This is a genomic window from Streptomyces sp. NPDC005805 (assembly GCF_040630445.1).
Classification (GTDB): Bacteria; Actinomycetota; Actinomycetes; order Streptomycetales; family Streptomycetaceae; genus Streptomyces.
The window spans coordinates 53369-79160 of sequence record NZ_JBEXXN010000003.1 but is presented as its reverse complement, the minus strand read 5'-3'; the positions used below and the strand labels follow the sequence as shown (position 1 = coordinate 79160).

Annotated in this window: 20 protein-coding genes and 1 pseudogene; 9 read left to right on the top strand and 12 right to left on the bottom strand. The window is 75.1% G+C overall.

The window, feature by feature from the left end; translation table 11 throughout:
* Positions 1–105: 105 nt before the first annotated feature.
* Together ABZ457_RS02970 and ABZ457_RS02965 are read left to right on the top strand one after the other, a co-directional pair.
* Positions 106–687, top strand: a complete 582-nt coding sequence (locus tag ABZ457_RS02970; RefSeq protein WP_359153205.1) for a sigma-70 family RNA polymerase sigma factor — start codon at positions 106–108, stop codon at positions 685–687.
* On the top strand, positions 684–2144 hold the full coding sequence (locus ABZ457_RS02965; RefSeq protein WP_359153203.1) for a maleylpyruvate isomerase N-terminal domain-containing protein: 1461 nt from the start codon (positions 684–686) through the stop codon (positions 2142–2144). The genes ABZ457_RS02970 and ABZ457_RS02965 overlap by 4 nt, the downstream gene beginning before the upstream one ends.
* 27 nt (positions 2145–2171) lie before the next feature.
* Here ABZ457_RS02965 and purU read toward each other — a convergent pair whose 3' ends face one another.
* Together purU and ABZ457_RS02955 are read right to left on the bottom strand one after the other, a co-directional pair.
* A complete protein-coding gene (purU, locus tag ABZ457_RS02960) occupies positions 2172–3023 on the bottom strand; it encodes a formyltetrahydrofolate deformylase (RefSeq protein ID WP_359153201.1) in 852 nt (283 codons plus the stop codon).
* A gap of 100 nt (positions 3024–3123) precedes the next feature.
* On the bottom strand, positions 3124–3573 hold the full coding sequence (locus ABZ457_RS02955) for a hypothetical protein (RefSeq protein ID WP_359153462.1): 450 nt from the start codon (positions 3571–3573) through the stop codon (positions 3124–3126).
* 173 nt (positions 3574–3746) lie between these two features.
* Between ABZ457_RS02955 and ABZ457_RS02950 the strand changes: the two are divergent.
* Positions 3747–5133 (top strand): annotated as a pseudogene (locus ABZ457_RS02950) (ABC transporter substrate-binding protein).
* A gap of 55 nt (positions 5134–5188) precedes the next feature.
* On the opposite strand, the gene ABZ457_RS02945 reads toward ABZ457_RS02950, so the two are convergent.
* Positions 5189–7111 carry a hypothetical protein gene (locus ABZ457_RS02945; protein ID WP_359153199.1) on the bottom strand — a complete coding sequence of 641 codons (1923 nt, stop codon included), beginning with the start codon at positions 7109–7111 and terminating at the stop codon, positions 5189–5191.
* A 266-nt stretch (positions 7112–7377) separates the two neighbouring features.
* Positions 7378–8763 (bottom strand): transcriptional regulator, encoded by a 1386-nt coding sequence (locus ABZ457_RS02940; protein ID WP_359153197.1) that lies wholly within the window; start codon positions 8761–8763, stop codon positions 7378–7380.
* 347 nt (positions 8764–9110) lie between these two features.
* Here ABZ457_RS02940 and ABZ457_RS02935 point away from each other — a divergent pair, with 347 nt between their 5' ends.
* The 3 genes from ABZ457_RS02935 to ABZ457_RS02925 all read left to right on the top strand — a co-directional run bounded on the left by ABZ457_RS02935 (position 9111) and on the right by ABZ457_RS02925 (position 12463).
* On the top strand, positions 9111–9776 hold the full coding sequence (locus ABZ457_RS02935) for a bifunctional DNA primase/polymerase (RefSeq protein WP_359153195.1): 666 nt from the start codon (positions 9111–9113) through the stop codon (positions 9774–9776).
* Positions 9777–9944: 168 nt separating this feature from the next.
* Entirely contained in the window at positions 9945–10760 is an 816-nt protein-coding gene (locus ABZ457_RS02930) for an ABC transporter ATP-binding protein (RefSeq protein WP_359153193.1), read from the top strand.
* A gap of 104 nt (positions 10761–10864) precedes the next feature.
* Entirely contained in the window at positions 10865–12463 is a 1599-nt protein-coding gene (locus tag ABZ457_RS02925) for a transporter (RefSeq protein ID WP_359153460.1), read from the top strand.
* Positions 12464–12500: 37 nt separating this feature from the next.
* Here the strand turns inward: ABZ457_RS02925 and ABZ457_RS02920 are convergent, their stop codons facing one another.
* Together ABZ457_RS02920 and ABZ457_RS02915 are read right to left on the bottom strand one after the other, a co-directional pair.
* Positions 12501–13364 carry an alpha/beta hydrolase gene (locus ABZ457_RS02920; protein WP_359153458.1) on the bottom strand — a complete coding sequence of 288 codons (864 nt, stop codon included), beginning with the start codon at positions 13362–13364 and terminating at the stop codon, positions 12501–12503.
* A gap of 578 nt (positions 13365–13942) precedes the next feature.
* Positions 13943–14635 (bottom strand): metal-dependent transcriptional regulator, encoded by a 693-nt coding sequence (locus ABZ457_RS02915; protein ID WP_359153191.1) that lies wholly within the window; start codon positions 14633–14635, stop codon positions 13943–13945.
* 210 nt (positions 14636–14845) lie between these two features.
* Here ABZ457_RS02915 and ABZ457_RS02910 point away from each other — a divergent pair, with 210 nt between their 5' ends.
* Positions 14846–15601, top strand: coding sequence for an SIS domain-containing protein (locus ABZ457_RS02910; RefSeq protein ID WP_359153189.1), 756 nt, complete (start codon positions 14846–14848; stop codon positions 15599–15601).
* Between the two features lie 71 nt (positions 15602–15672).
* On the opposite strand, the gene ABZ457_RS02905 is transcribed toward ABZ457_RS02910, so the two are convergent.
* Positions 15673–17070 carry a PAS domain-containing protein gene (locus ABZ457_RS02905; protein WP_359153187.1) on the bottom strand — a complete coding sequence of 466 codons (1398 nt, stop codon included), beginning with the start codon at positions 17068–17070 and terminating at the stop codon, positions 15673–15675.
* Between the two features lie 729 nt (positions 17071–17799).
* Here ABZ457_RS02905 and ABZ457_RS02900 point away from each other — a divergent pair.
* Positions 17800–18702: a hypothetical protein gene (locus tag ABZ457_RS02900; protein ID WP_359153185.1), complete on the top strand. Its 903-nt coding sequence runs from the start codon at positions 17800–17802 to the stop codon at positions 18700–18702.
* A gap of 348 nt (positions 18703–19050) precedes the next feature.
* On the opposite strand, the gene pdxH is transcribed toward ABZ457_RS02900, so the two are convergent.
* Entirely contained in the window at positions 19051–19701 is a 651-nt protein-coding gene (gene pdxH, locus ABZ457_RS02895; RefSeq protein ID WP_359153456.1) for a pyridoxamine 5'-phosphate oxidase, read from the bottom strand.
* A gap of 534 nt (positions 19702–20235) precedes the next feature.
* On the opposite strand from pdxH, the gene ABZ457_RS02890 reads away from it, so the two are divergent.
* Positions 20236–21345, top strand: coding sequence for a citrate synthase 2 (locus ABZ457_RS02890; protein ID WP_359153183.1), 1110 nt, complete (start codon positions 20236–20238; stop codon positions 21343–21345).
* On the opposite strand, the gene ABZ457_RS02885 is transcribed toward ABZ457_RS02890, so the two are convergent.
* From ABZ457_RS02885 to ABZ457_RS02870, 4 genes are all read right to left on the bottom strand, one after another.
* Positions 21315–22439 (bottom strand): 2-oxoglutarate and iron-dependent oxygenase domain-containing protein, encoded by a 1125-nt coding sequence (locus ABZ457_RS02885; RefSeq protein WP_359153454.1) that lies wholly within the window; start codon positions 22437–22439, stop codon positions 21315–21317. The two genes, ABZ457_RS02890 and ABZ457_RS02885, sit on opposite strands and share 31 nt — an antisense overlap.
* 294 nt (positions 22440–22733) lie before the next feature.
* Positions 22734–23360 carry a TetR/AcrR family transcriptional regulator gene (locus ABZ457_RS02880; RefSeq protein ID WP_359153181.1) on the bottom strand — a complete coding sequence of 209 codons (627 nt, stop codon included), beginning with the start codon at positions 23358–23360 and terminating at the stop codon, positions 22734–22736.
* Entirely contained in the window at positions 23348–24079 is a 732-nt protein-coding gene (locus tag ABZ457_RS02875) for an enoyl-CoA hydratase family protein (RefSeq protein ID WP_359153179.1), read from the bottom strand. The genes ABZ457_RS02880 and ABZ457_RS02875 overlap by 13 nt, the downstream gene beginning before the upstream one ends.
* A gap of 45 nt (positions 24080–24124) precedes the next feature.
* Positions 24125–25726: a 4-coumarate--CoA ligase family protein gene (locus tag ABZ457_RS02870; RefSeq protein WP_359153177.1), complete on the bottom strand. Its 1602-nt coding sequence runs from the start codon at positions 25724–25726 to the stop codon at positions 24125–24127.
* Between the last annotated feature and the right edge of the window lie 66 nt (positions 25727–25792).

The window sequence follows — 25792 nt, the reverse complement described above, 5'->3', positions numbered from 1 at the left end:
CGCACTACATTCGATGGGGACGTACGGTGGGCCCGGGTCGACGCGGGCAGAAGCGGAAACAGGGCAGCGCCGCAGGTACGACGCACCGCAGGGACTGGGGGCAGCATGGCGAAGGACGCACCACCGCGCTGGGACCGCAGGATGCAGCAGCGGCTCGCGCGCGGCGAGGCCGCCGCCCTGGGCGAGCTGTACGACCGGTTCGCGTCCCTCGTCCACAGCCAGGCCCACCGGGTCCTGGAGGACGAGGAGGCCGCGGACCAGGTCACCCGCGAGGTCTTCGGCTACATCTGGGAGAACCCCGACGCCTACGACCCCAAGCAGGGGTCCATGCGCGCGTGGGTCGCCCGGCTCACCAACAGCCAGGCCGTGCACCGGCTCCGCCAGACCGAGGCGGCCGCCCTGGCCGCGGGCGGCGAGGGCACGCCCGAGGAACTGGAGCAGCGGGTGCGGCGGGCGGCCGTCGCCGCCCGGGCCGACTACATCCGCACCTCCATGCCGGCCCCACTGCGCGCCGCGCTGGAGCTGGCGTACTTCCAGCGGCGCGACTACCGGCAGACCGCCGCCGACCTGGGCGTCACCGAGGACGAGGCCCGCCGCCGGCTGCGGCTCGGCCTCCAGTTGCTCTCCACCGCGCACACCCGCCCGCTGGAGGGCTCCTCGCCGCCCGGATACGGACGCGCCCTGTGAGCGCGCACGACGACAACCCCTATGACGGTGGGGCCGGTGGGGCGGGCGGCTCCGGCGACGACCGTGACCGGGGCCGCGACGAGGTCCGGGGCGCCCCGCGGATACCGGGTCCGCGCGGGGCCGCGGACGATCTGCCGCCCGAGGCGTACCGTCCGCGCAGGCCCGCGCTGCCGCGCCGCAAGGACCCCGGGCGGGGTGCGCGGCCGCCGGCCGCCGGCGCCCGGCCGGAGTCCCGGGTGACGGGCCGCGACGACAGCCCGCCCGCCGCTGACACTCCGCCCGCCCCGGCCGAGCCCGTCGAGCCCGAGGTGCCGCCCGAACCGGCCGCGCCGCCGCCCGAGGCGGCCGGAGCCGCCGAACCGCCCTCGCACGGTGTGCTGAAGTCGCTGCTCGGCGCCTGGGCGCTGTCCGCCTGCTCGGCGGAGGAGACCGCCGCCGTCGAGGAGCACCTCGGCGACTGCGCGCCCTGCGCGGAGGAGGCGCTGCGGCTGCGCGAGGCCGTGGGGCTGCTGCACGCCGACCGTGATCTCGACCTCGACCCTCTGCTGCGCTTCCAGGTCCTGGAGAACTGCCTCGGCCGGCGCCCCGCCCGTATCCCGGTGCCCGGCTGGGCCGACGCCTACGACGCGGAGACCGCCCGGCTCGACGCCCTGCTGCGCGACATCGGCGACGGCGAGTGGCACGCGCCCGTGCGCCTCAAGTGGTTCGACGGGGAACGGCGGGTGGACCGCGGGACCACCGTCGCCGGGGTCATCGCCCATCTGATGAGCGTCGACGGTCTGGTGGCCGCCGCGCTCGGTCTGGACGACCCGCTCGGCCCGGACGCGCCGCGGCGGCCCGGCCGGCGGACCGAGGTGTTCTGGGAGTGCGGGACGCTGCCGTCCGGCCGCCGGATCCGCGAACCGTGGCGGGAGCAGACCCACACGCTGATCCGCACGGTCTCCTTCGCGGGCCGGGGCGTCGCGGAACTCCCGGTCTCCTACGGCGCGTTCGCCCTTCCGCTGGGGGACGCGCTGCTCGACCGCGCCTTCGAGTGCTGGATCCACGCCGACGACATCGCGGGCGCCGTCGACTACCCGTACACCGCGCCCAGCGGCGCCCATCTGCACCGGATGATCGACCTGGCGGCCCGGCTGCTGCCCGCGGCCCTCGCCGACCGCCGCCGGGCCGGGCTCGCCTCCCCGGCGCGGCATCTGGTGACGCCCGGCTCACCGGGGCGTTCGCTGCACCTGGAGGTCGAGGGCTCCGGCGGCGGGAACTGGTACATCGCGCTGGACTCCCCCGCGGCGGTCGGCTCGGCGGACCGGGCGGTCGCCCAGGTGGCCCTGGACGGGGTGGAGTTCTGCCGGCTGGTCGCGGGGCATGTCTCCCCGCAGGAGGCGGCGGCCGGACAGGACGGGGACCGCGAGGCGATCAGCGACGTCCTCTTCGCGGCGGCCGCGCTCAGCCGGCTCTGACGCCCGCCCCGTGCGGAGGCGTCCGCGTCAGGCGAAGACGACCGTGCGGCGGCCGTTGAGCATGATGCGGTGCTCCGCGTGCCACTTCACCGCGCGCGCCAGCGCCTGGCACTCCACGTCCCGGCCGGTGGCGACCAGTTGCTCCGGGCTGACCTGGTGGCCCACCCGCTGGACCTCCTGCTCGATGATCGGGCCCTCGTCGAGGTCCGCGGTCACATAGTGGGCGGTCGCGCCGATCAGCTTCACCCCCCGGTCGTGCGCCTGGTGGTAGGGCTTGGCGCCCTTGAAGCTCGGCAGGAAGGAGTGGTGGATGTTGATGATCCGGCCGTTGAGCTGCTTGCACAGGTCGTCCGAGAGGACCTGCATGTACCGGGCGAGGACGACCAGTTCCACGTCCTCCTCGCGCACCAGCTCCAGCAGCCGCGCCTCGGCCTCGGCCTTGGTGTCCCTGGTCACCGGGATGTGGTGGAAGGGGACGCCGTAGGAGGCGACCAGGTCCGCGAAGTCGGTGTGGTTGGAGACGACCGCGGCGATCTCCACCGGGAGGACCCCGGTGCGCGCCCGGAAGAGCAGGTCGTTGAGGCAGTGGCCGAACTTGCTGACCATCAGGACGACCCGCATGCGCTCACCGGCGCTGTGGATCTCCCACTCCATCCCGAAGGAGTCCCCGACGGCGGCGAAACTGGCGCGCAGCTTCTCCACGGTGACCGGCGTCTCGGCCGAGAAGTGCACCCGCATGAAGAACAGACCGGTGTCCTGGTCGCCGAACTGCTGGCTGTCCTCGATGTTGCAGCCGGTGATGAAGAGATAGCTGGAAACGGCGTGCACGATGCCCTTTTTGTCCGGGCAGCTGAGCGTGAGGACGTACTGGTCGGTCATCCTCGTAGCCTGCCACAGTCCGCGTCCCGGCCCGCACCACCGTCCGACCGGCGGACGCGGGCCCGGACACAGGCGCCGCGACCGGGGCGGCCCCGGTCCGTCAGGACGCGGCGCTGGTCATGATCCGCAGCACGTCCAGCGAGCGCGGCGGGGCGTCCGGGTCCTCGCCGTCGTTCGAGGCGAGGCGGACGTGCGCGTCCCGCGCGGCCCGCACGGCCTCGGGCCAGCCGTGGTGCTCCAGGTACGCGGAGACCGGGGCGTCCGCGCCGACCTGGTGCATGATGCGCAGCACCCGCAGCACGGCGACGTCCACGAGGGCGGCCTCGCCGGAGTCGCGGAAGATCGTGCCGACGTACTTCTCGGCCGACCAGTTGTCCAGCCAGGTGTCCTCGACCAGGCGGTACACGGCGTCGGTGACGTCGCCGTACCCCTCCCGGCCCGCCAGCCAGCACTCCTGGTGGAAGACGGGGTCGGACAGCATGTGCAGCGCCGAGCGCACGTTGGCGCGCCAGCGCCACCAGGGCATGTCAGTGAGCGGCATGCCGCCCATGGTGGAGGAGCGACGGCCGCGACGGGAAGGGTTGACCGAACCTTGCTGCACATGTTCGATCGTACGTTCCCTTTTCGATCATCCTGAGCCGCCCCCGTAATTCACTTTCCGGTCACCGAGCGTTGAAGCGCGCTCACTGTGGTGTTCCCCGTGGGGAGGAAGTGTGCGGGGTCATGACCGGTTGGCGTCGTTCCCCGTCCCCCCGCCCGTCCAGGACCGCATCCCGGGTCCGAGTCCTCTGTACGGCGGCCGCGGTGGCCGTGACGGCGGGGGCCGCGCTCGTCGCCGGGTGCGGTGCCCTCCCGGGAGGCCCGGGGGGGCTCCCGGGAGCCCGTCACCGTGATGACCTTCGCCCCCGTGGACACCCGGGCCACCAACATGCCCGGGATGACGGCGATGGCCCGGGCCTACGCGCGCTGGGCGGCCACCCGTGACGGGCTGGACGGCCACGAGCTGCGCGTCCTCACCTGCAATGAGCGCAACACCCCCGAGGGCGCCTCCGCCTGCGCCCGCCGCGCGGTCAAGGAGGGGGTCGTCGCGGTGGTCGGCTCCTACAGCCAGCACGGTTCGTTCATGGCCCCGCTGGAGGCCGCGGGCATCCCCTTCATCGGCGGATACGGCATCTCCGCGGACGAGTTCACCAGCTATCTGTCCTACCCCGTCAACGGCGGCCAGCCCGCCCTGCTGGCCGGCAACGGGCAGCAGCTCGCGGGGTCCTGCGGGGACGTGTCCCTGGTGCGCCCGGACAGCCTGGCCGGGGACGATCTCTCCCAGCTGCTCACCTCGGGCCTGAAGAAGGGCCGGAGCGGGGCCTCCACGGCCGACATCATCGCGCGGGACGACGCGACCGACTACACCGAGCAGGCGGAGCTGGCCCGGAAGCGGGCGGCGGAGCCCGGCGGCGGGATCGGCACCCTCGCGGGCCACGCCGGGAGCACGGGCAGCACGGGGGCGGCCGGGTCCGCCGGGAAGGCCGGGGGCACGGCGCGGCCGGGCTGTGTGACCGCCGCCCTCGGCGACCGGACGGAGACCTTCTTCGACTCCTACCGCCGCCTGCCCGAGGACGGCCGGGACATCCGGATCTCCTCCGTCATCGGCAGTGTCGGCCAGCCGCTGGTGGACCGGACGGGCGGGCGCTCCGGCCCGTTCGAGGGCGCGTACATCACCAGCTGGTACCCGTCCGCCGACGACAGCCGCTGGGCGGCGATGCGGCGGGTCATCGACGAGCACGCCTTCGGCGACAACGCCGTGGACCCGGCCGACCCCGGGGTGCAGACCACCTGGATCGCGTACACGGTCCTGGAGCGGGTGTTGGCCGCGCTCGACAGCGACACGATCACCCCGCGGCGCATCGCGTACGCCCTCGACCAGGGGCTGACGGTCTCGACCGACGGCCTCACCCCGGAACTGCGCTGGGGCCACGACGACATGCTCGGCGCGCCGGACTACCCGCGGATCGTCAACCGCAGCGTGACCTTCCAGGTCGTCCGGGAGGGGCGGCTGGTACCGCAGCGGGAGGAGTTCGTCGATGTCGCGGACACGCTGACCGCGGCCTCCTGACGCGGCGCGTGGACGAGGGGGGGGCGGGGCCGGCCGGCCCCGCCCCCCCTCGTCGTCACAGCTGCTGGCTGCGGCGCTCGGTGAGGCCGTGCTCGCGGGCGATGGCGTTCCAGAGCGGCGCGGCCTTGTTCTTGGCCCGGGTAGCCTCGCCGCTGGCGCGGTTGCCCTGCGCGGTCTGCGAGGTGGCGCGGGCCTTGCCGCCCCGGCACACCTTCTTGCCCTTGGCCTGCTCCGCCCACGCCGCGTAGTGGTCGTCGGCGGAGGCGGACGCCTGCCACGCCTCGTTCAGGGAGGCGGTCAGCGCCGCGTGGTTCGGCAGGGCGTCGACGGTGAGCCCGCCGAGCCGGGTCACCAGATCGCGGCGCTGGGCGGCCGCGTCCTTCAGGTCGGTGACCGCCTGGTCGAGGTCGGTGCACTGCTTGATGTTCTCGACGGAACGGATCACCGCGGCCCGGCTGTTGTTGCTGTCGGCGAGCAGCTTGTCGAGCGCCTCGGCCTGGTTCTTCGCCGGGTCGGGCGGCGGCGGGGAGGAGGGGCTGCTCTCGACCGGGGCGGAGGAGGACGCGGCGACCGTCTTGTCCGGTTCGTCCGAGGAGTCGTCCCCGCCGAACATCACCGCGCCGACACCGAGCCCGAGCACGGCGCAGCCGATGACCAACGCGGCCACCACCGGGACGGCGGACCGGCGCCGCTCCGGGGGTTCGTCGTCGTAGCGGTGGGCGCGGTACGGGGGCTCTTCGTCGTAGCGGTGGCCGCCGCCGTGCCGGGCCGTCTGGCGGGGGCCGGAGGCGGGCGGGCCGGCGTCCATCCGCGGCAGCTGGGCCGTGGCATCGGCGGGGGCGGCGGCGTACGGGGCGTCCGACCGGAAGAGGCTGTCGAACTCCGCGGGCGGCTGCCGGTCGCCGGGGGCGCCGGGGCGGATGCCGAAGGGGGCCCCGGCGGGGGCGGGCGGCACGGGGGCGATGTACTGCGTGGCGTCGTCCGCGCCACCGCCGGGGGCGGCGTGGGCCTCCGGGGCGGGGCGCCTGGTGCCGAGGAAGGTGGTGGACTCGGCGGGCCGCTCGGGCGGCAGCGCCCCGGGCCCGGCGCCGCTCCGGACGGGCGCGAGGTACTGGGTGGCGTCGGACGCGCCGGGGGCCCCGGGCGCGGGCCCGGCGCCCGGACCGACGGGCGCGGCGCCGGTCTGCGGAGGGATGAGCTGGGTGTGGTCGTCCGCGCCGGACGGCCCCGGCGCGGGGAGGGGCCCGCCGGACACGGGCGGGATCAGTTGGGTCCGGTCGTCGCCCCCCGGTACCTGAGCGGCCGGCAGGGGCCCGGGGCCGCCGTACGTCTGGTGTGCGGGCGGGCCCGCCGCCGGGGCCTCCGGCCCGGGGTACCCGCCGGTGCCGTGCTGCGGGGGCAGGGGCTGGGCGACGGGGACGCCGTATCCGGCGTCCGGGCCGGGGTAGCCGTAGCCGGGCTGGGCGGGCGCGGCGGGGTAGCCGTAGCCCCCGGTCGCCCGGCCCGGTGCGGGAGCCGGAGCGGGCGCCTGTCCTGGTCCGGGAGCCGGAGCCCCACCGGGATACCCGTAGCCGGGCGCGGCCGGGGAGCCGTAGCCGTAGCCGTCCGTGGCCTGCCCCGGGAGCGGGGCCGGGGCGCCGCCCGGGTGGCCGGGGCCCGGCTGCGCGGACGCGGGCGGGTAGCCGTAGCCCGGCTGGGCGGGAGCGGAACCGTGGTCGGCGCCGTACGTCGGAGTGCCGTGGTCGGCGCCGTACGCGGGGGAGCCGTGGCCCGCGCCCGGGCCGCCGGGGGCCGGGGGCTGCCCCTGGGGCGGGCCCCACGGCTCACCCCACGGCTGCCCGCCCGTGGGAGCCGCCTGCGGACCCCGGTGGGCGCCGGGTATGAGGGGCTCGCTGCCGTCCGCGGGCAGCACGACGCCCTCGTGCGCGGGCCGCGCGGCCCGCGGGTGCTGCTCGTCACCCTGTCCGCTGTGCGTCACCGGGACTCCTACATCTGGACCTACGGAATCGTCGGTTCACGCTACCGGGTGCCCGGAGGCCGCCGCACACACGTACGGCAGCAGTGACACGATGGGGACACAGGACGCTGTTCATGCCCCGCCCGCACGGCCGTTCACCGGGAACACCCGCCGGCACCCCGCTCTCCGGCGCCCGGCGGGGCGGGGGCGGTGGCGCCGCAACCCCCGCTCCCCGGCGGCCGGTTGGCACCTCGCCGCCCGCCCTCGGGACGGACCGTCCGCGCCGCTCAGGCCGCCGTGCGCAGATCCAGCCGGGTCGAGAACTCGCGGACCGCGGCCTCCCGCGCGTACGGCTCCAACCGCTGCCGCAGATCGTCGAGATACTCCGCGCCGCGGCTGGAGCGCAGGGTGTCGAGGAGTTCCACGGCCTGCATGCCGGTGCAGCAGGCGTGTTCCACCTCACGTTGCTGGACCTGCGCCGAGGCGAGGAGGACCAGCCCGATCGCCCGGCGGCGGGCCTTGGCCTCCGGGAGCCCGGCCAGCGCGGTGCGCGCCTGTCGGGCGGCCGCGTCCGCCTCGCCCAGGTCGCGGTGGCAGTGGGCCAGTTCGTCGGCGAGGTACGCCTGGTCGAAGTGGGTGATCCAGTCGGGGTCGTCACCCGAGCCGGGCTCGGCCCGCTCCAGCGCGGCGACCGCCCGGCCCGCCGCCTCGTGGCAGGTGTGCGCGTCGCCCAGGAGGGCGTGCCCCCGGGCCTCCGCCGCGTGGAACATGGCCTCGGCACGCGGTGTGACCCGGCCCCGCGCGCCCTCCTGCGCGGCCCGCGCCAGCTGGGCGATCTCGCGCGGGTTCCCCAGCTCGGCGGCGAGATGGCTCATGGAGGCGGCCAGGACGTATCCGCCGTAGGCGCGGTCCCCGGCGGCCTGGGCGAGCCGCAGCGCCTGGATGTAGTAGCGCTGGGCGAGGCCGGGTTGGCCGGTGTCGACGGCCATGTAACCCGCCAGCTCGGTCAACCGGGCGACGGCGGCGAACAGTTCACGACCGACCGCCTCCCGGTAGGAGCCGGAGAGCAGCCCGGAGACCACGCTGTTCAGATAGTGGACCAGGATCGGGCGGACCTGGCCGCTGCCGAAGCGGTGGTCCAGTTCGGTGAGGGCGGCCGTGGTGGCCCGCACCGCCGCCACGTCCGAGGCGCCGACCCGGGCGCCCGCCGAGCGCGCGACATGCGGGTCCGCTCCGGTGATCAGCCAGTCGCGGCTGGGCTCGACGAGCGCGGACGCGGCGACCGCCGACCCGGAGAGGAAGTCCCGGCGGCCCACGTCGGACCGCCACAGCTCGCAGACCTGCTCGATCGCCCCGGGCACGGTCGGCGCGAACTGGAGGCCCACACCGGTGGCCAGGTTCTTGCCGTTGGCCATGCCGATCTCGTCGATCGTGACCGTGCGGCCCAGTTTCCGGCCGAGCGCCTCCGCGATGACCCCGGGCGCCCGGCCGCGCGGCTGCTGCCCGCGCAGCCAGCGCGCCACCGAGGTCTTGTCGTACCGCAGATCGAGGCCGCGCTCGGCGCCGACCACGTTGACCCGGCGGGCGAGACCGGCGTTGGAGCACCCGGCCTCCTGGATGAGCGCCTGCAACCGTTCGTTCGGCTGTCGTGCGACGAGCGGCCTGGCTGCCATGAAGTACCCCCTGGTGCCGCGATGATCGATGAGTCGATCACTGCCCGGCTGGTATACGGAGAATGCACAGTTGGTCGGATTGATTACCTTTGCTGCTGTTGCCCGTGGTGCGAGTGCCGCCGTCGCCCGGTGCGCGGGGTGCTCCCGCCCGCCGGACGCGCGCACGGGGAAGCGCCCCCGCACGTCTCCCCGCCGCAGTGGCTACCCGCTGCGGGCGGCCCGCCCTCGCGCGCGCCCCCGGCCGTGCATCCGTGCGCCCCGCATGCAGGATCGATGCGCCGAGCGCGTACGCGGGCGGACCGTAACCGGAGGTGACCGCCGCAGTTGAGTGTGGCGTGGATGAGACCTTGGGAGTCACGGAAGCCGCACGGATCCCCCAGCAGCGCGGCGAGCAACTGCTGGACAGTGCCGTGCGGTACGCGGAAGAGCGGCACTGGGACGTCTTCCCCGGCACCTGGCTGGAGGCCGTCGACGGCGCGGAGCGCTGCTCCTGCGGCGACACCGGCTGCCCCGCGCCCGGCGCCCACCCGGACCGGCCGGACTGGGCGGGCCAGGCGACCGGGAGCGCGTCGGGCGCCCGGCGGATGTGGACCAAGCAGCCCGGCTCCTCGATCCTGCTGCCGACGGGCCGCGCCTTCGACGCCCTGGAGGTCTCCGAGTCCGCGGGTTTCCTCGCCCTCGCCCGGCTGGAGCGGATGGACCTGCCGCTCGGCCCGGTGACCTGCACCCCGGACCGCCGGATGCTCTTCTTCGTCCTCCCCGGGGCGTCCGCGAAGGCGCCCGACCTGATCCGCAACCTCGGCTGGATGCCCTCCGCGATCGACCTGGTCACCCGGGGCGAGGGGCACTGGATCGCCGCCCCGCCCACCCGGATCGGCGGCCGGGGCGCGGTCCAGTGGGCCCGCCGCCCCACCCCCGCGAACCGCTGGCTCCCGGACGCGGAGGAGCTGATCAGCCCGCTCGCGTACGCCTGTGGCCGGGAGGCGGCGGAGCTGCGGACCCGCGAGGTCTGAGCCGGGCCCCCGCCGACCCGGGCCCGGCGGGGGCCGCTACCGGGCCCGGCAGGGGGGCGGTTCCGGCAATGCTGACCTGCCGGGACTTCCCGTTCCGACCCCTGTGCGATCACCGGCGGCCTCCGTAGGCTGAGGCCGTACCGACGGGGAGCACAGGAGGCAGTGACCATGCCGGAGCAGACGGACGGCACGGCGGGGGGCGGGGAGCGCACGGCCCCGCCCGCCGTTCAGGTGGAAGGGCTGTGGAAGCGGTTCGGCGAGCAGATCGCCGTGTCCGGGATCGATCTGGCCCTGCCCGCGGGCAAGTTCATCGGCCTGGTCGGCCCGAACGGCGCCGGAAAGACGACGACCCTCTCCATGGTGACCGGTCTGCTCCGGCCCGACCAGGGCCGGGTGCTGGTCGCCGGGCACGACGTCTGGCGGGACCCGGTCCAGGTCAAGGCCCGGATCGGGGTGCTCCCGGAGGGCCTGCGCATGTTCGAGCGCCTCTCCGGTCGCGAACTCCTCGCGTACAACGGCCGGCTGCGCGGTCTGCCGGGCGAGGAGGTCGACAAGCGCGCCGCGCAGCTCCTCGACGTCCTCGACCTCGCGGGGGCCGGCAACAAGCTGGTCGTCGACTACTCGACCGGTATGCGCAAGAAGATCGGACTGGCCGCGGCCCTGCTGCACAACCCCGAAGTCCTCTTCCTGGACGAGCCGTTCGAGGGGGTGGACCCGGTGTCCGCGCAGACGATCCGCGGGGTGCTGGAGCGCTACACCACCTCCGGCGCGACCGTCGTGTTCTCCAGCCATGTGATGGAGCTGGTGGAGTCGCTGTGCGACTGGGTCGCGGTCATGGCCGCGGGCCGCATCCGGGCGCAGGGCCCGCTGGCCGAGGTGCGCGGCTCCGCGCCCACCCTCCAGTCGGCCTTCCTCGAACTCGTCGGCGCGCAGGGGCGCGACGCGGGCGCCTCGCTGGACTGGCTCGGCGGCGGTGGCCGGTGAGCGCCACCGGCCCGGACCGGGCGAGCGGCACGGCCCCCGGCCACGACCGCGCGGCGGACGTACTCCGCCCGACGCCCTCCGACGGCGGCGCGGGGCGGCCCGCGCTGAGCACCGCGGAACTGACCCGGGTCGTGGTCCGGCTGAAAGTCGCCCTGCTGCGCAACGGACTGCGCCAGTCCACCGGCCGCACGGCCGTGTTCGTGATCTCCCTGGTGTTCACCCTGCTGCTCGCGGCGGGCCAGCTCCTGGGGCTGATCCTGCTGCGCGGCGAGGAACAGGCGTCCACCGTGGTGGTGCTCCTCGCCGGGATCGTCGCGCTCGGCTGGGCGATCCTGCCCCTCTTCTTCCCCAGCGGTGACGAGACCCTCGACCCGAGCCGGCTGGTGATGCTGCCGCTGCGGCCGGGGCCGCTGGTGACGGCCCTGCTCGGCGCGTCCCTGGTCGGCATCGGGCCGCTGTTCACCCTCTGCCTCGCCCTGGGCGCGGTCCTGGCGCTGGCGCAGGGGGCGGCGGCGACGGTGGTGGCCGTGCTCGCGGTGCCGCTGCTCCTGCTGGTGTGCGTGGCCCTCGCCCGGGCGGTCGCCGCCGCCAACATCCGGCTGCTCACCTCCCGCAAGGGCCGCGATCTGGCGGTGCTGAGCGGTCTGCTGGTCGCGGTGGGCATCCAGGTCGTCAACTTCGGGGCGCAGCGCATCAACCAGGCGGGCGGTCTGGCGTCGCTGGAGCCGGTGGAGGCCGTGGTGCGCTGGGTCCCGCCCGCCTCGGCGATCGCGGCGGTCGGCTCGGCGGCGGACGGCTCCCTCGGCACGGCGCTGACCCAACTCGCCCTCTCCGCGCTGGCGCTGGTCGCCCTGCTGTGGTGGTGGCAGCGGAGCCTGACCACGCTGATGACGGCCCCGGACGCGTCCACGATGGCGGCGGCCACCACCGACCCGGGCCGTGAGCGCACCTCCTCGACCGGGCTCGGCCGGCTGCTGCCCGACGGCCGGACGGGCGCGGTGGTGCAGCGCGCGCTGCGCTACATCTGGCGGGACCCGAAGACCCGGGGCGCCTGGGTGACCTCTCTGGCACTCGGCCTGATCGTGCCGGTGTTCAACGCCCTCCAGGGCACCGGCTCGGTCTACTTCGCCTGCTTCGCGGCGGGCATGCTCGGGATGCTGACCTACAACCAGTTCGGCCAGGACTACTCGGGCTTCTGGATGGTCGCGATGACGATCTCGACGACCCGGGACGCGTACGAGGAGCTGCGGGGCCGCGCGCTGGCGATGCTGCTGGTCACCGTCCCGTACACGGTGCTGGTGTGCGCGGTGACGGTCGCGATGCTCGACGTCTGGGGGGATCTGCCGGAGGTGCTGGGGCTGTCGTTCGCGCTGCTCGGGGCGCTGGCGGCGACGGGGGCGGTGGCGTCGGCGCTGTTCCCGTACTCGATCCCGCAGGACAGCGCGTACAAGAACGTCGCGCCGGGGCAGGGCGGGCTCGCCTGGATCTCGATCATGGGCGGGCTGCTGGTCTCGGCCCTGCTGGCCTCGCCGGTGCTGGTGCTGACGATCTGGCTGCATGTCTCGGAGGCGGGCGGGCCCTGGCTCGTCCTGCCGGTGGGCACGGCGTACGGGGCGCTGCTGGCGTGGGCGGGCGTCCGGCTCGCGGCCCCGCGGACGGCGAGGCGGCTGCCGGAGATCCTGACGGCGGTCAGCAAGGGCTGACGCGGGACCGGGGCCGGCCCGGGGGCAGGCCCCGGGGTCAGGCCGGGAGAACGTTGTCCAGGAAGGGTTCGATCGCGCCGCGCCAGCCGTCGGGGTGGTCGTAGTGGACCAGGTGGCCCGCCTCGGCGACCTCCCCGTACTCACCGCGCGGCAGGACGCGCACCATCTCCTGCGCCTCGGCCCGGCCGAGGCGCCCGTCCAGCCCGCGCACGACCAGGGTGGGGCAGCGGACCTGGGCCAGCTCGTCCCAGTGGGCGTGCAGGGCCCAGGAGGCGCGGGCGTCGAGCATCTGGCGCGGGGAGAAAACGGGCCGCCAGCCGTCCGGGCCCTCGGCCATCACCTCGGCGAAGAACTCGCCGCGGGCCGGGTTGGGGCGCTCCACCCAGGGGTCGTCCTCGCCGAACCACTTGCGCACGTCCGCGAGGGTCGCGAAGGGCACCGGCCAGGAGCGGAACCACTCCTCCCAGTCGCGCTGGGAGGCCGTGCCCAGGGCCGAGGCGCGCATATCGCAGATGACCAGGGCGCGGACGAGGTCGGGCCGTCTGGCGGCGAGCTGCCAGGCGGTCAGCGCGCCCATCGCGTGGCCGACCAGGGTGACCGGGGCGAGGCCGAGCTGTTCGACGGCCGCCTCGGCGTCCGCGATGTACGCCTCACGGGTGTACGGGCCCTCGGCGGGCTTGTCGCTGCGGCCGTGGCCCCGCTGGTCGAGGGCGACCGCGCGGTGGCGTTCGGCCAGCCAGCGGGCGGTGGGCGCCCAGTGGGAGGCGCGGCCCATCAGCCCGTGGAGCAGTAACACGCCGGGCGCGTGCTCGTGCTCCCCGCGGCCCTTGGGCGGGTCCGCGAACTCCCAGGCAGCCAGGCGTACGCCCTCGGCTCCGGTCACGTCGATGCGCCGCACCATCTGGCCTGGCACCCCCTTCTTCCCCCGGTTCGAACGGTTGCTGTCGAGCACCGCCCACACTATCGAACCTTTATTCGAAAACGCGGTTCCGCCACGCAACACCCCTCGTTCGAGTGACTGCCGCGCGGGATTGGACACGGGCGGCGCGGGGAGATTCCCTGCGGGAGGCGGACCGCTCGGGGATTGACCGGTCCGAGGGGACCGACCCTGGGAGCTCGGGGCTCCGGGTCGGAATCGGGGAGGCGGAGTCCCGGCACCCTCGGGTGCCGGGACTTCTCCCGTCCACCGGGCGTACGGCTTCACCGGGCGTACGGCGCAGCACCGTGGCTCCCCTCCCCGGCCGTGGTCCTCTGCCTCGTCATATGCCTGGGCTTCAGAGTGGCACGGGCCGCGCACCGGCCGCTGCCGTTCCGGGCGGAAATCGGACGCGTCACAGTCCGGGGGCACGCGCCCCGGGCAGGGCACGCGCCCCGCGCCGGTGCCGGGCGTCCCGCGGACCCGGGGTGAGCGCCCCCGGGCATGCGGACGGCCCCGGAGCGAGGTGCTCCGGGGCCGTCGCGCGGCCTGCACGCGCGGGGCTACCGCTTGGCCACGAAGACGTGCGACGCGACCTCCGCGTCCAGCTCGGCCGCCTCGCCACTGCTGCCGACGAGCACCCCGCCCGCCGACTCCGTCACGCTCACCACGGACCCGGGCTGCACCCCGGCCCTGCGCAGCGTGTGCATCAGCTGGGCGTCCGTCTGGATCGGCTCGCCGATCCGGCGCACGACGACCGTCTTGCCGTCGCTGCCCGGGTCCAGCTCGGCCAGCGAGACCATGGTGTCGTCCAGGAACGGATCGGCCTCCGCCTCCTCGCCCAGCTCCTCCAGGCCCGGGATCGGGTTGCCGTACGGCGACTCGGTGGGGTGGCGCAGCAGCTCCAGCACGCGGCGCTCCACCGCCTCGCTCATCACGTGCTCCCAGCGGCACGCCTCCGCGTGGACCTGCTCCCACTCCAGACCGATGACGTCCACGAGCAGGCACTCGGCGAGCCGGTGCTTGCGCATGACGCGCGTGGCCAGCTGCCGGCCCTCCTGGGTCAGCTCCAGGTGCCGGTCCCCCGCGACGGTGACCAGACCGTCGCGCTCCATCCGGGCCACCGTCTGGCTGACCGTGGGACCGCTCTGGTCCAGCCGCTCCGCGATACGGGCCCGCATGGGCACCACACCTTCCTCTTCGAGCTCGAGGATGGTGCGGAGATACATCTCCGTCGTGTCGATCAGTCCGGACATACGTGCCCCTCGATGCTGTGGCGTGGAAACAGTCGTGCGTGGCCCCGGCTCAATTCTTGCGCATCGCGCCGACAACCGTGCCGCACATGCCCTCACCCCGTATTGACAGAGCAATGGTCCAGACCTCAACGTGATCCGCGACACGGATGTTCCCCGTCCCGCGTCACCCGCGCGCACTACCCTCGTAACCACCTCCGGAAAGGGCTCGGGATGAGCGAGAGCAAGCTGGCCGGTCAGTTCTTCGACGCCGCGATCGGTCTGCTGCAGCGCACCAGGGACGAGGAGTCCGCCAACATCGCGGCCGCGGGCACGGCCGTCGCGGACGCCGTCGCCGCGGGCGGCCGGCTCTTCGCCTTCGGCGCGGGGCACTCCTCGCTCGCCGCACAGGACGTGGTCTACCGGGCGGGCGGCCTGGCCCTGATGAACCTGCTGACCGTGCCGGGGGCGGTGGGCGTCGACGTGATGCCGGCGACCCTCGGCTCCGCGCTGGAGCGGGTGGACGGCCTGGCGAGCGCGGTCCTGGACTCCAGCCCGGCGAAGGCCGGTGACGTCCTGGTGATCATCTCCCTCTCCGGTCGGAACGCGCTGCCGGTGGAGATGGCGATGAACGCGCGGGCGCTGGGCCTGACCGTCATCGGCGTCACCTCCGTCGCCTACGCGACCGAGACCCGCTCCCGGCACACCTCGGGCACCTTCCTCAAGGACCACTGCGACATCGTCCTCGACTCCAAGATCGCGGTCGGCGACGCCGAACTCACCCACGACGGCATCGAGGCGCCGTTCGCCCCGGCCTCCACGGTCGTCACCAGCGCCCTGATGCAGGCGACGATGGCCGCGGCGGCCGAACAGCTCGCGGAACGCGGCATCGAACCGCCCCTGCTGCGCTCGGGCAACGTGGACGGGGGTCACGAGTGGAACGGGCGCGTGATGACGGAGTACCGCGACCGGATCTTCTTCCGCCACTGAGCCCTCCCGGGCTGACTTCGGCCCACCGGACCGGGGGCCGACGCGGGCCGAGCCGGGTCCGGGGCCGCCCGTCAGGCGCCCGGCATGGCGAGGGCGCCCGCGGCCACCGCCGCCAGGCTTTCCGCGTAGACCGCGTCCTGCGGGGTGAACGCGGGGCGGCTCGTGGTGCGGAGGAGGGTGAGGAGGCCGACCGTCCGGCCGCGGGCGCGGAGGACCGTGCAGAGGGCGTGGATGCTGCCGGCCGGCCACTGGCGGCGCCGCGCCCAGTCGTCGGCCGCGTCCGGGTCGGGGGCGCTCGCGCGGACCGGGCCGAGGCGGTCGAGGGACTGGTGGGCCGGGTGGCCCTTGGCGTACCGGACGGGCAGACCGCCGCCCGCGGTGCCCGGGGACGGCCCCGGGGCGCGCCCCGGGGAGACGGCCGCCCGGACCAGCCGGCGCCCCTCGTCCTCGACCAGGTCGACCAGGGCGTGGTCCGCGAAGCCCGCCAGCGCGAAGTCCGCGCAGACCCGGGCCGCCTCCAGCGCGTCCGCGCACTCCGCCACCGCCCGGCCGGCCCGGTGCAACTGGCCCGCCCGGAACCGCAGCCGGTCGGCCTCCTGCTCGGCGAGCCGGGCGTCCGTGACGTCGTGGAACAGCCAGCCGACACCCAGCGGGACCGGCTGCTCGGCCAGCGGGGACGCCAGCCGCAGGAACCCGCTCCGCCAGCAGCGGCGGCGCTCGCCGTCGGGCCCGGCCACCGTGACCCACAGGTCCGCGAGACCGCGCGGCGGGCCCTCCGCCAGCACATGGTGCAGGGCGCCCTCCAGCTCCTCCACGCCCTGGACGACGACCTCCCCGAGCGGCCGCCCCAGCACCCCGGAGCGCCCCGCGCCCAGCACCCGCAGGGCCTCGGCGTTGACCACGGCGGGCCGCAGGTCCACGTCGACCAGGACCACGCCCCAGGCCGCGTCGTCGAAGAGGGCCTCGCTCAGGGCGATGGAGCGCTCCAGGTCGATCTGGGCGTGCACCTCGGTGAAGGCGCAGTACACCCCGGCGGGCTCGCCGTCCGCGCCGGTGACCCGCGCGGACTGGGTGCGCACCAGGACCCGGCCGCCGTCCTTGCGCAGCAGCGCGAACTCGTGCACCTCGCGGCCCGGTGAGTCCATCGACGCCATCAGCCGCCCCTGCACCTCGTCCGCGTCGGCCTCGCGCACGGCCCACCCGGCGAGCCCCCGCCGCCCCACGGCCTCCGCCGCGGTCCAGCCGAGGACCCGCTCGGCCTCCCGGTTCCAGTGCGTGACGGTGCCCTGCGCGTCGAACGCGCAGAGCGCCGCGTCCATCCCGTCGAGCAGCGCGGCGAGCAGGTCCGCGCCGTGCGGCGCGCTCTCCGCCGCCCCGGCAGGCCCCGATCCGGCCCCCGGCGCGGGCGCGCCGGAGCCGGGTTCCCCCGACCCGATGTCGTCGGTGATCTCACTCCTGGAAGCACTCATCCCGGCACCCCCTGCAGGACGCGTCCATGGTCCGATCCCCTCGTGTTCATTCAACGTCAACGTGACCCGGAACACATAGGGTTCCCGCAAACTTCGGCCGGTCCCCGACGCCTCCGCGCCTACGATGACCGGCCATGCCGAACGAGACGGCCCCGCAGGACACCGCCCCTGCCGCGCAGCACACCGCCCGCCACGACCCGGTCCTGTGCGGCCTCGCCCGCAACCCCGCGCTCCCGCCCGCGCTGCTGCGCCGGCTGCTGCGTCACCGCACGGCCCGCGGCCGGGCCGCGCACGAGCGGACGGACCTGACCGCGGAGACCGCCGAGGCGGTCCTCGCGTCCGGCGACGACTGGGCCGCCTACTGCCTCGCCGCCAACCGGCACGCCCCCGCCGAAGCCCGGTCCCGGCTGGTGCGCGGCGCGGACGCCCTGGTGCGCACGGTCCTCGCCGGCCGGCCCGAGGACCTGACGGCCCAGGAGGTCGCCCTGCTGGCGGAGGACCCGTCCGCCGAGGTCCGCAAGGCCCTCGCGGCGGCGGACGGCACCCCCGGCCCCCTCCGCGCCCGGTTCGCGACCGACCCCGACCCGGCCGTCCGGGCGGAGCTGGCCCGGTGGTGGACGGGCGCGCCCGAGGAGGTGCGGCGGCTGCTGCTGACGGACGGGGCGGCCGAGGTCCGGGCGGCGGCCTGCGCCGTGTACGTCCCCCGGCCGCCCCGCCCGGTGCCGCCCGGTGCCGCCCGCCGACCTGCACGAGACGCTGCTCGCGGACCCGGTGACCCGGGCCGGTGCGGTGGCCCGTCTGTGCCTGGACGAGGCCCTGGCCGAACGCCTGGCGGCCGACCCGGACGAGGAGGTGCGCGCGGCCCTGGCGGAGCACCCCGCGCTGCCCGCCGCCGTACGGGACGCGCTGGCCGCCGACCCGGCCCCGGACGTGCGGGTGAAGGTGTTCCTGCGCGAGGACACCCCGGAGGCCCTGCGCGCGACCGTCCACACCGGACTGACGGCGGGCGCGGAGGCAGGCGCGGGAGGGGCGTTCTCGGTCACGGAGGAGGGCCTGTCCTGCGAGATCGCCCTCGCCGGACTGCGCTTCACCCTGGTGCCCTGGGTCCGGGCGGACCCCGTCCCGTACGTGGCCTCGCCGTATGTCTGCTTCCGCCGCTCGGCGGCGGCCGCCCGGGACCTCCCGGCCGGGGCGCGCGAGAGGCTGCTGGACGATCCGGACGCCCTCGTACGGCACACGGCGGCCGCCGCCGCGCCCGTGCTGTCGCCCGAGGCCGCCGAGCGGGCGGAGCGCCGGCACCGGCGCGGCGGCAAGCTGCGCGGCGGGCCCGCCGACCACGCCGACTTCCCGCCCGCGACCCTGCGGCGGTTCGCCGGGGACCCGGACGCCCGGATACGCGTGCTGGCCCTGCGCGACCCGGAGCTGCCCGCCGCCCTCGTCGCCCGGCTGGCGGCGGACGACGAGACGCCGATCCGCCGGGCGGCGGCCGGCCACCCGGCCCTGCCCCTCGCCGCGCTGCTCGCGCTCGTCACGGACGAGGAGGAGGACCCGGAGGTCCGGGAGGAAGCGGCCGCCTCACCGGTGCTGCCGGTCTCCGACATGGCCGACCTGCTCACCCGAGCACGCCTGTGACCTGCGGTTTCGACCATCGCTTCGAACGGTCCGGGAAATCGGCGGTAAATCGCTTGAACCACGCCCCGGGGTGTTCCTAGGGTGTGGGCACACGCGAAAGGAGGTGATCCGAAAACATGATTTCTTTTCGGACTCGTGAGGTGACTGCGGGCTAACGGCCTGCCGTCGCACTCTGTGCACCTCGGCAGGTCGTCTGCCGAAAACCCAGCAGTCACCCGACCCGTGGGCCGCCGGTAAGTCCGGCCGGCTCCCTCCGATCCGGACGGAGGGACCAAAGGCCCACGGGTCGTCTGCGTTCCCGGGCCCCGACCGGGACCGGGGCGGGCCCGGATTCAACCGGGCGGCGCGCTACGGCGCCAGCCGCTCCACCCGCCAGCCGCCCGCTCCCTCAGCGCCCTCCCCGCCCTCTGCCCCGCGCACGAAGCGCAGCCGGTCGTGGAGCCGGTTCTCGTGGCCCTGCCAGAACTCGACCCGCTCCGGGACGACGCGGATGCCGCCCCAGTGCTCCGGCACCGGCAGGGACTCCCCCGCCGGATGGCGCTCCGCCAGCTCCTCGTAGCGGTCCAGCAGCTCCGCGCGGGAGCCGATCACGGCGGACTGGTCGCTCGCCCACGCGCCGAGCTGCGAGCCGTGCGGGCGGGTGCGGAAGTACGCGGCCGTCTCCTCGCGCCCGATCAGGGACGCCCGCCCGTCGACGATGATCTGGCGGGCGATCGGGTGCCAGGGGAAGAGCAGCGAGACATACGGGTTGGCCGTCAGCTCCCGGCCCTTGCGGGAGGTGTAGTTGGTGAAGAAGACGAAGCCGTCCGCGTCGTACTTCTTCAGCAGCACGGTCCGCGAGGACGGGCGGCCGTCCGGTGTCGCGGTGGAGACCACCATCGCGTTCGGCTCGGGCAGCGCGGCGGCGGCCGCCTCGGCGAACCAGCGGCCGAACTGCTCCATCGGGCCGGCCGCGAGGGCCGTCTCGTCCAGCGGGGTCGACCGGTACTGCTCGCGCATCACGGCCGGGTCGGGGATCACCAGCCCGGTCGCGTCCGGGTCGGGCGCCGGGAGGCCGGTGACGGTCACCGCGGGCGCGGGCGGCGCGGGACGGGCGGGGCTCCGGTCGGCGGCGTCCGGGGCGCGGTCACCGGACGGGGTGCGGTCACCGTGCGGGGCGGGTTCACCGTGCGGGGCGCGTCCGGCGGCGGGATCACGGTCGGCGTGGTCGGTCACGGGGACATCCTGCCGCAGCGGCCCCGCCCGCCGGGAGCCCGGCCCGGGACCGCACCCGGGGCCCCGGAACGGTAGAGCAGTCTGCCCGGCACAGAGTGCCACCAACCCTCCCGCGGCAGTTGCCGGAGTGTGCCGGATGTCACGCTTCCCGGCATAGTCGGGACCGGCCAAAATCTGAAGTGGGCCGCTGTGCCCTCCGTACAGCCCCGGTTCCGGCGGCAGGGTGACGATCGCCGGAACGGGGAATCACCGGGGTGCCGGTTGTTCCGCTCGCGGGTGTTCCGCCCGCGCCTGCCGACCATCGTGAGGAGCCGCCTGATGTCCGACTTCGTACCTGGGCTCGAAGGAGTCGTCGCGTTCGAGACGGAGATCGCCGAACCGGACAAGGAGGGCGGCTCCCTCCGGTACCGGGGCGTCGACATCGAGGATCTGGTCGGTCACGTCTCCTTCGGCAATGTGTGGGGGCTGCTGGTGGACGGGGCGTTCAACCCCGGTCTGCCGCCCGCCGAGCCGTTCCCGATCCCGGTGCACTCCGGTGACATCCGGGTCGATGTGCAGTCCGCGCTGGCCATGCTGGCGCCCGTGTGGGGCCTGCGGCCGCTGCTGGACATCGACGAGGCGCAGGCCCGTGACGACTTGGCGCGCGCCGCCGTGATGGCCCTCTCCTATGTGGCACAGAGTGCCCGCGGGCAGGGGCTTCCGATGGTGCCGCAGAGCGAGATCGACAAGGCGCAGTCCGTCGTCGAGCGCTTCATGATCCGCTGGCGCGGCGAGCCGGACCCCCGGCACGTCAAGGCCGTGGACGCGTACTGGACCTCGGCGGCCGAGCACGGCATGAACGCCTCCACCTTCACGGCCCGGGTGATCGCCTCCACCGGCGCCGATGTCGCCGCCGCGCTCTCCGGCGCGGTGGGCGCGATGTCCGGCCCGCTGCACGGCGGCGCCCCCTCGCGCGTCCTCGGCATGATCGAGGAGATCGAGCGGACCGGGGACGCGACCGCGTACGTCAAGCAGGCCCTCGACAAGGGCGAGCGCCTGATGGGCTTCGGGCACCGGGTCTACCGGGCCGAGGACCCGCGCGCCCGGGTGCTGCGCCGCACCGCCCGGGAGCTGGCCGCGCCGCGCTTCGAGGTGGCGGAGGCCTTGGAGAAGGCGGCCCTGGAGGAGCTGCACAACCGCCGTCCGGACCGGGTCCTGGCGACGAACGTGGAGTTCTGGGCGGCGATCGTGCTGGACTTCGCGGAGGTCCCGGCGCACATGTTCACCTCGATGTTCACCTGCGCCCGCACCGCGGGCTGGTCGGCGCACATCCTGGAGCAGAAGCGCACGGGCCGGCTGGTCCGCCCGTCCGCCCGCTATGTGGGCCCGGGCGCCCGTGACCCCCGGGACATCACGGGCTACGAGGACATCGCGGCCGCCGGGGCCTGAGCCACTGCGGGGGCCGGGGCCTCGCGCAGGGCCAGGTCCGCGTGGTGGCGCGCGGCCACCAGGGGGTGGGCGCGCAGCTTCCCCTTCAGCTCGTTCCGGCCGTACTCGGCGAACAGCGGGTTCGCCGGGTCGGCCGTGACCCCGGGCGCGAGGGAGGCGTGCGGGAAGTCCAGCGGCTCGATCCGGGCGTCCAGGCGCGGGTTGTAGAAGAACGGCACGGAGAACCGCTCGCGCGCCCCGGGCGGGGAGACCACCCGGTGGTTGGTGGCCTTCAGATAGCCGTCGGTGGCGACCTCAAGGAGTTCGCCGAGGTTGACCACGAAGGCGCCCGGCAACGGCGGGACGTCGTGGAAGCGGCCGTCCTCCCGTTCCACCTGGAGCCCGCCGACGGTGTCCTGGCGGAGCAGGGTCAGGAAGCCGTAGTCCTTGTGCGCGCCGACGCCCTGGCCGCTGCCGTCGGCGGAGCTGCCGGGGTAGCGCACCAGCTTCAGATGCGGGTGGGCGCCCTCGCCGAAGGCGGCGTCGTAGAAGCCGGGGTCCGCGCCGATGGAGGCGAGGAGTTCGCGCAGCAGCCGTCCGGCGACCGAGGAGAGCCGGTCGATCCAGGCGAGGGCGGCGGTGCGCAGCTCGGGCAGGGCGGCGGGCCACTGGTTGGGGCCCAGGAGCCACCAGTACCCGGGCTCGCCCGGCCCGGGGACGCGGGCCGGGCGCTCGGCGCCGATGTCGAGCTGGTCGCGCCAGTCCTGGCTGCCGCCGGTGCGTTCGTCGCCGACGCGGGTGTAGCCGCGGAAGTGGGGCGAGTGGACGTTGTCGAGGGCGAGCCGGTCGGCCCCGGGCAGGGCGAAGAAGGCGCGCATCGCCCGGTCCAGGGCGGCGGTCTCGGCCTCGGTGACGCCGTGGCCGACGAGCTGGAAGAAGCCGACGTCGTGGGCGGCGGCGTGGAGCTGCGCCCGCAGCAGGTCCCGCTCGCGTCCGCCGCGGTCGGCGGCCGAGAGGTCGATCACGGGCAGCTGCCGGTGGTCCGGGTGCGACACGGGGTAGGACGCGGCGGAACGGGCGGGCGTCTCGGGGTACGACGGGGTGCTGTGCGACATGGTGGGCATCCGCTGGGTGTACAGGGCCCCGGGGCCGCCTGTGGGTGGGGCGGGGCCGGGGGTCGCCGGGACGGCGGGGACCGCCCGGAGAGCGGGCGGAGGAGAAGGGACCGCGGAGGGTCAGGCCGAACGGCGACAGCCCATGCTCGTGACGCGGACGAAGTCCACGTGGCGACGGCGTACGAGCAGAACCATGTGCACAGGATACTGCGCACGCCCCGTTTCCCAGGTGAAACGGGTCACACACCCTGGAATCACAGGACGGGCGCGCCCCGGCGGCCCCGGCGGGCGGGGTCAGCCCAGCCCGTGTTCCACCAGGGCCGCCCACTGGGCGACCACCCGGCGCCGGCGGGCCGCGTCGTCGGTGAGGACGTTGGCGAGGCCGAGGCCGCGCGCCATGTCGAGGAGGCCCTGCACGGTCTCCCGGACCCCCGGCGCCGACTCGTCCGCGCCGAGCAGCCCGACCGCGATGCGATGGGTCTCCCGGCCCACCCGTGCCTCCAGCTCGGTCACCCGGGGCCGGAGCTGCTCCTCGTTGGAGGCGGCCACCCACAGCTGGAGGGCGGCCCGGAACAGCGGGCCGGTGTAGAGGTCGACGAGGGCGGCGACCACCTCGGGACGGCTGCGGGGCGCGAGTTCCCGCAGGGCCTGGCTCCGTTCCTCGGCGACGTACTCCACGGCGGCGGTGAACAGGTCCTCGCGGGTCGGGAAGTGGTGCTGGGCCGCGCCCCGGGAGACGCCCGCCCGTTCGGCGACCACCGAGACCGTGGAGCCCGCCCAGCCGACCTCGGCCAGACAGGCCACGGCCGCCTCCAGCAGCCGCTGCCGGGTCGCGCGGCTGCGGTCCTGCTTGGGGCCGGTGGCGCCCGGCGCGCCTCCCGGGCCGGACGAGGGGGCCGGGGAGGAGGTCACAGCACCCATGCGGGATCCCGTCGTTCGAGGAAGGCCGTCATCCCTTCGCGGGCCTCCGCCGAGGCGAACAGCTTCGCCGACCGCTGCACCAGGTCCTCGGCGTCCCGTTCGAAGGTTTCCAGCACCCTAGCCGCGACCAGCCGCTTCGATGCCGCCAGCCCCTGCGGGGAGCCCTTGCGCAGCCCGTCGAGGACCGGCGCGAGGGCCGCGTCCACGTCCTCGGCGGCGAGGGTGAGCAGCCCGCAGCGCGCCGCCTCGGCCGCGTCGAAGCGCTCCCCGGTGAGGTAGTAGCGCTCGGCGGCCCGGGGGTCCATCCGGGGCAGCAGGGGCAGCGAGATGACCGCCGGGGCGACGCCGATCCGCACCTCGGTGAAGGCGAAGTCGGAGGCGCTGGTCGCCGCCGCGACGTCGCACGCGCCCACCAGCCCCAGCCCCCCGGCCCGTACGTGCCCGGCGACCCGGGCGACCACCGGCTTCGGCAGGGTGACGATCTGCCGCAGCAGGGCGACGAAGGCGTACGGGCTGGGCGGCGCCTTGAGGTCCGCGCCCGCGCTGAACGTCCCCCCGGTGTGTGTGAGGACGACCGCCCGCACCGAGGGGTCCCCGGCGCACTCGGTCAGCGCCCCGGCGAGGTCGCCCACCAGGGCGGCGGAGAGCGCGTTGCGGTTGGCCGGGTTGTCGAGCACGAGGGTGGCGACACCCCGGTCGGTGGTGGCGCGGACGGTCATCTGCGGTTCCTCCTCCTTGTCGGCCTGCGGTGGCCGGGACGCGTCCTACTCCTTGGCGGCCTGTGGCGGCACGGCCGCGCGCTCGCTCGCGCGCAGCTCCCGCCGGAGGATCTTCCCCGAGGCGGCCCGGGGGATGCCCGCGGTGAACTCGACCCGGCGGACCTTCTTGTAGGGGGCGACCCGCTCGGCGACGTACGCGGTGACGGACTCGGCGGTCAGGCCCTCGGCCCCGGGCTGCTTGACCACATACGCCTTGGGGACCTCGTTGCCGTCGTCGTCCGTGACCCCGATGACGGCCGCGTCGGCGATCGCGTCATGGGTGAGCAGCAGGGCCTCCAGTTCGGCCGGGGCGACCTGGTAACCCTTGTACTTGATCAGCTCCTTGACCCGGTCGACGACGAAGAGCCAGCCGTCCGCGTCCACCCGGCCGATGTCGCCGGTGTGCACCCAGCCGTCCGCGTCGATCATCGCGGCGGTGGCGTCGGGGCGGCCGAGGTAGCCCTTCATCACCTGCGGCCCGCGAATGGCGATCTCGCCCTCCTCGCCCTCGGGAACGTCCTCCCCGGAGCCGTCGAGCGCGAGGATGCGCATCTCGGTGCCGGGCAGCAACTGGCCGACCGCGCCGGGCGGCGGGTTCTCGGCGGAGAGCGGCACCACATGGGTGCCGGGCGAGAGTTCGGTCATCCCGTACGCCTGCCGGACCGGCGGCAGGCCGAGCCGCCGGGAGCACGCCTCGCCGAGCCGGGCGTCCAGCGGGGCGGCGGCGGAGACGATGTACTCCAGCGAGGAGAGGTCGTAGCCGTCGACCGCCGGGTGCTTGGCGAGGGCGAGCACGATCGGCGGGGCGACGTACAGGCCGTTGATGCGGTGCTCCTGGATCGCGCCGAGGAAGGTGTCCAGGTCGAAGCGGGGCAGCACCACGACGGTGGCGCCCTGCCGCAGCGGCGCGTTCATCAGCGCCGTGAGGCCGTAGATGTGGAAGAACGGCAGCACGGCGAGAATCCGGTCGCCGGGGCCCATCGGGATGAAGGGCTCCAACTGGCCCAGGTTGGTGGCGATGGAGCGGTGGGTGAGCATCACGCCCTTGGGCACACCGGTGGTCCCGGAGGAGTACGGCAGGGCCGCCACGTCCTCGGTCGGGTCGATCGCCACCTCCGCGTCGGGCGCGGTGGAGGTGAACATGTCCGTGACGCTGACATGCCCCTCCGCCCGGTCGCAGACGAAGATCTCCTCGATGCCGCCCACCAGTTCGGCGGCGCGGCGCGCGGTCTCCAGCAGCGGGGAGACGGTCACGATCCAGCGGGCGGAGGAGTCCCGGAGCTGCTTGGCGAACTCGTCCGGGGTGGCCAGCGGGTGCACGGTGGTGACCGAGGCGCCGGCCCGGGTGGCGCCGTAGAAGACGGGCGGATAGGCGACGGTGTTGGGGCTGTGCAGGGCCAGCACATCGCCCTTGCGCAGCCCGGCGGCGACCAGGGCGGCGGCGATCCGGCGGTGGAACAGGTCGAGCTGGCGGTAGGTGACGGTGGTGCCGGCCACGCCGTCGATCAGGGCGACCGTGTCGCCGTGGTCGGCGGCGCGGCCCAGCACGGCCTCGTGGATGGGTTCGACGACGGCCGGGACGTCGGCGTATGCGCTGCGGAACACCATGACAGCCCTCCCTGCGGTGGTGGACTGCCCGCGGTCGCGGGCGGCCGGGGAGGCGCCGCGCCCCGG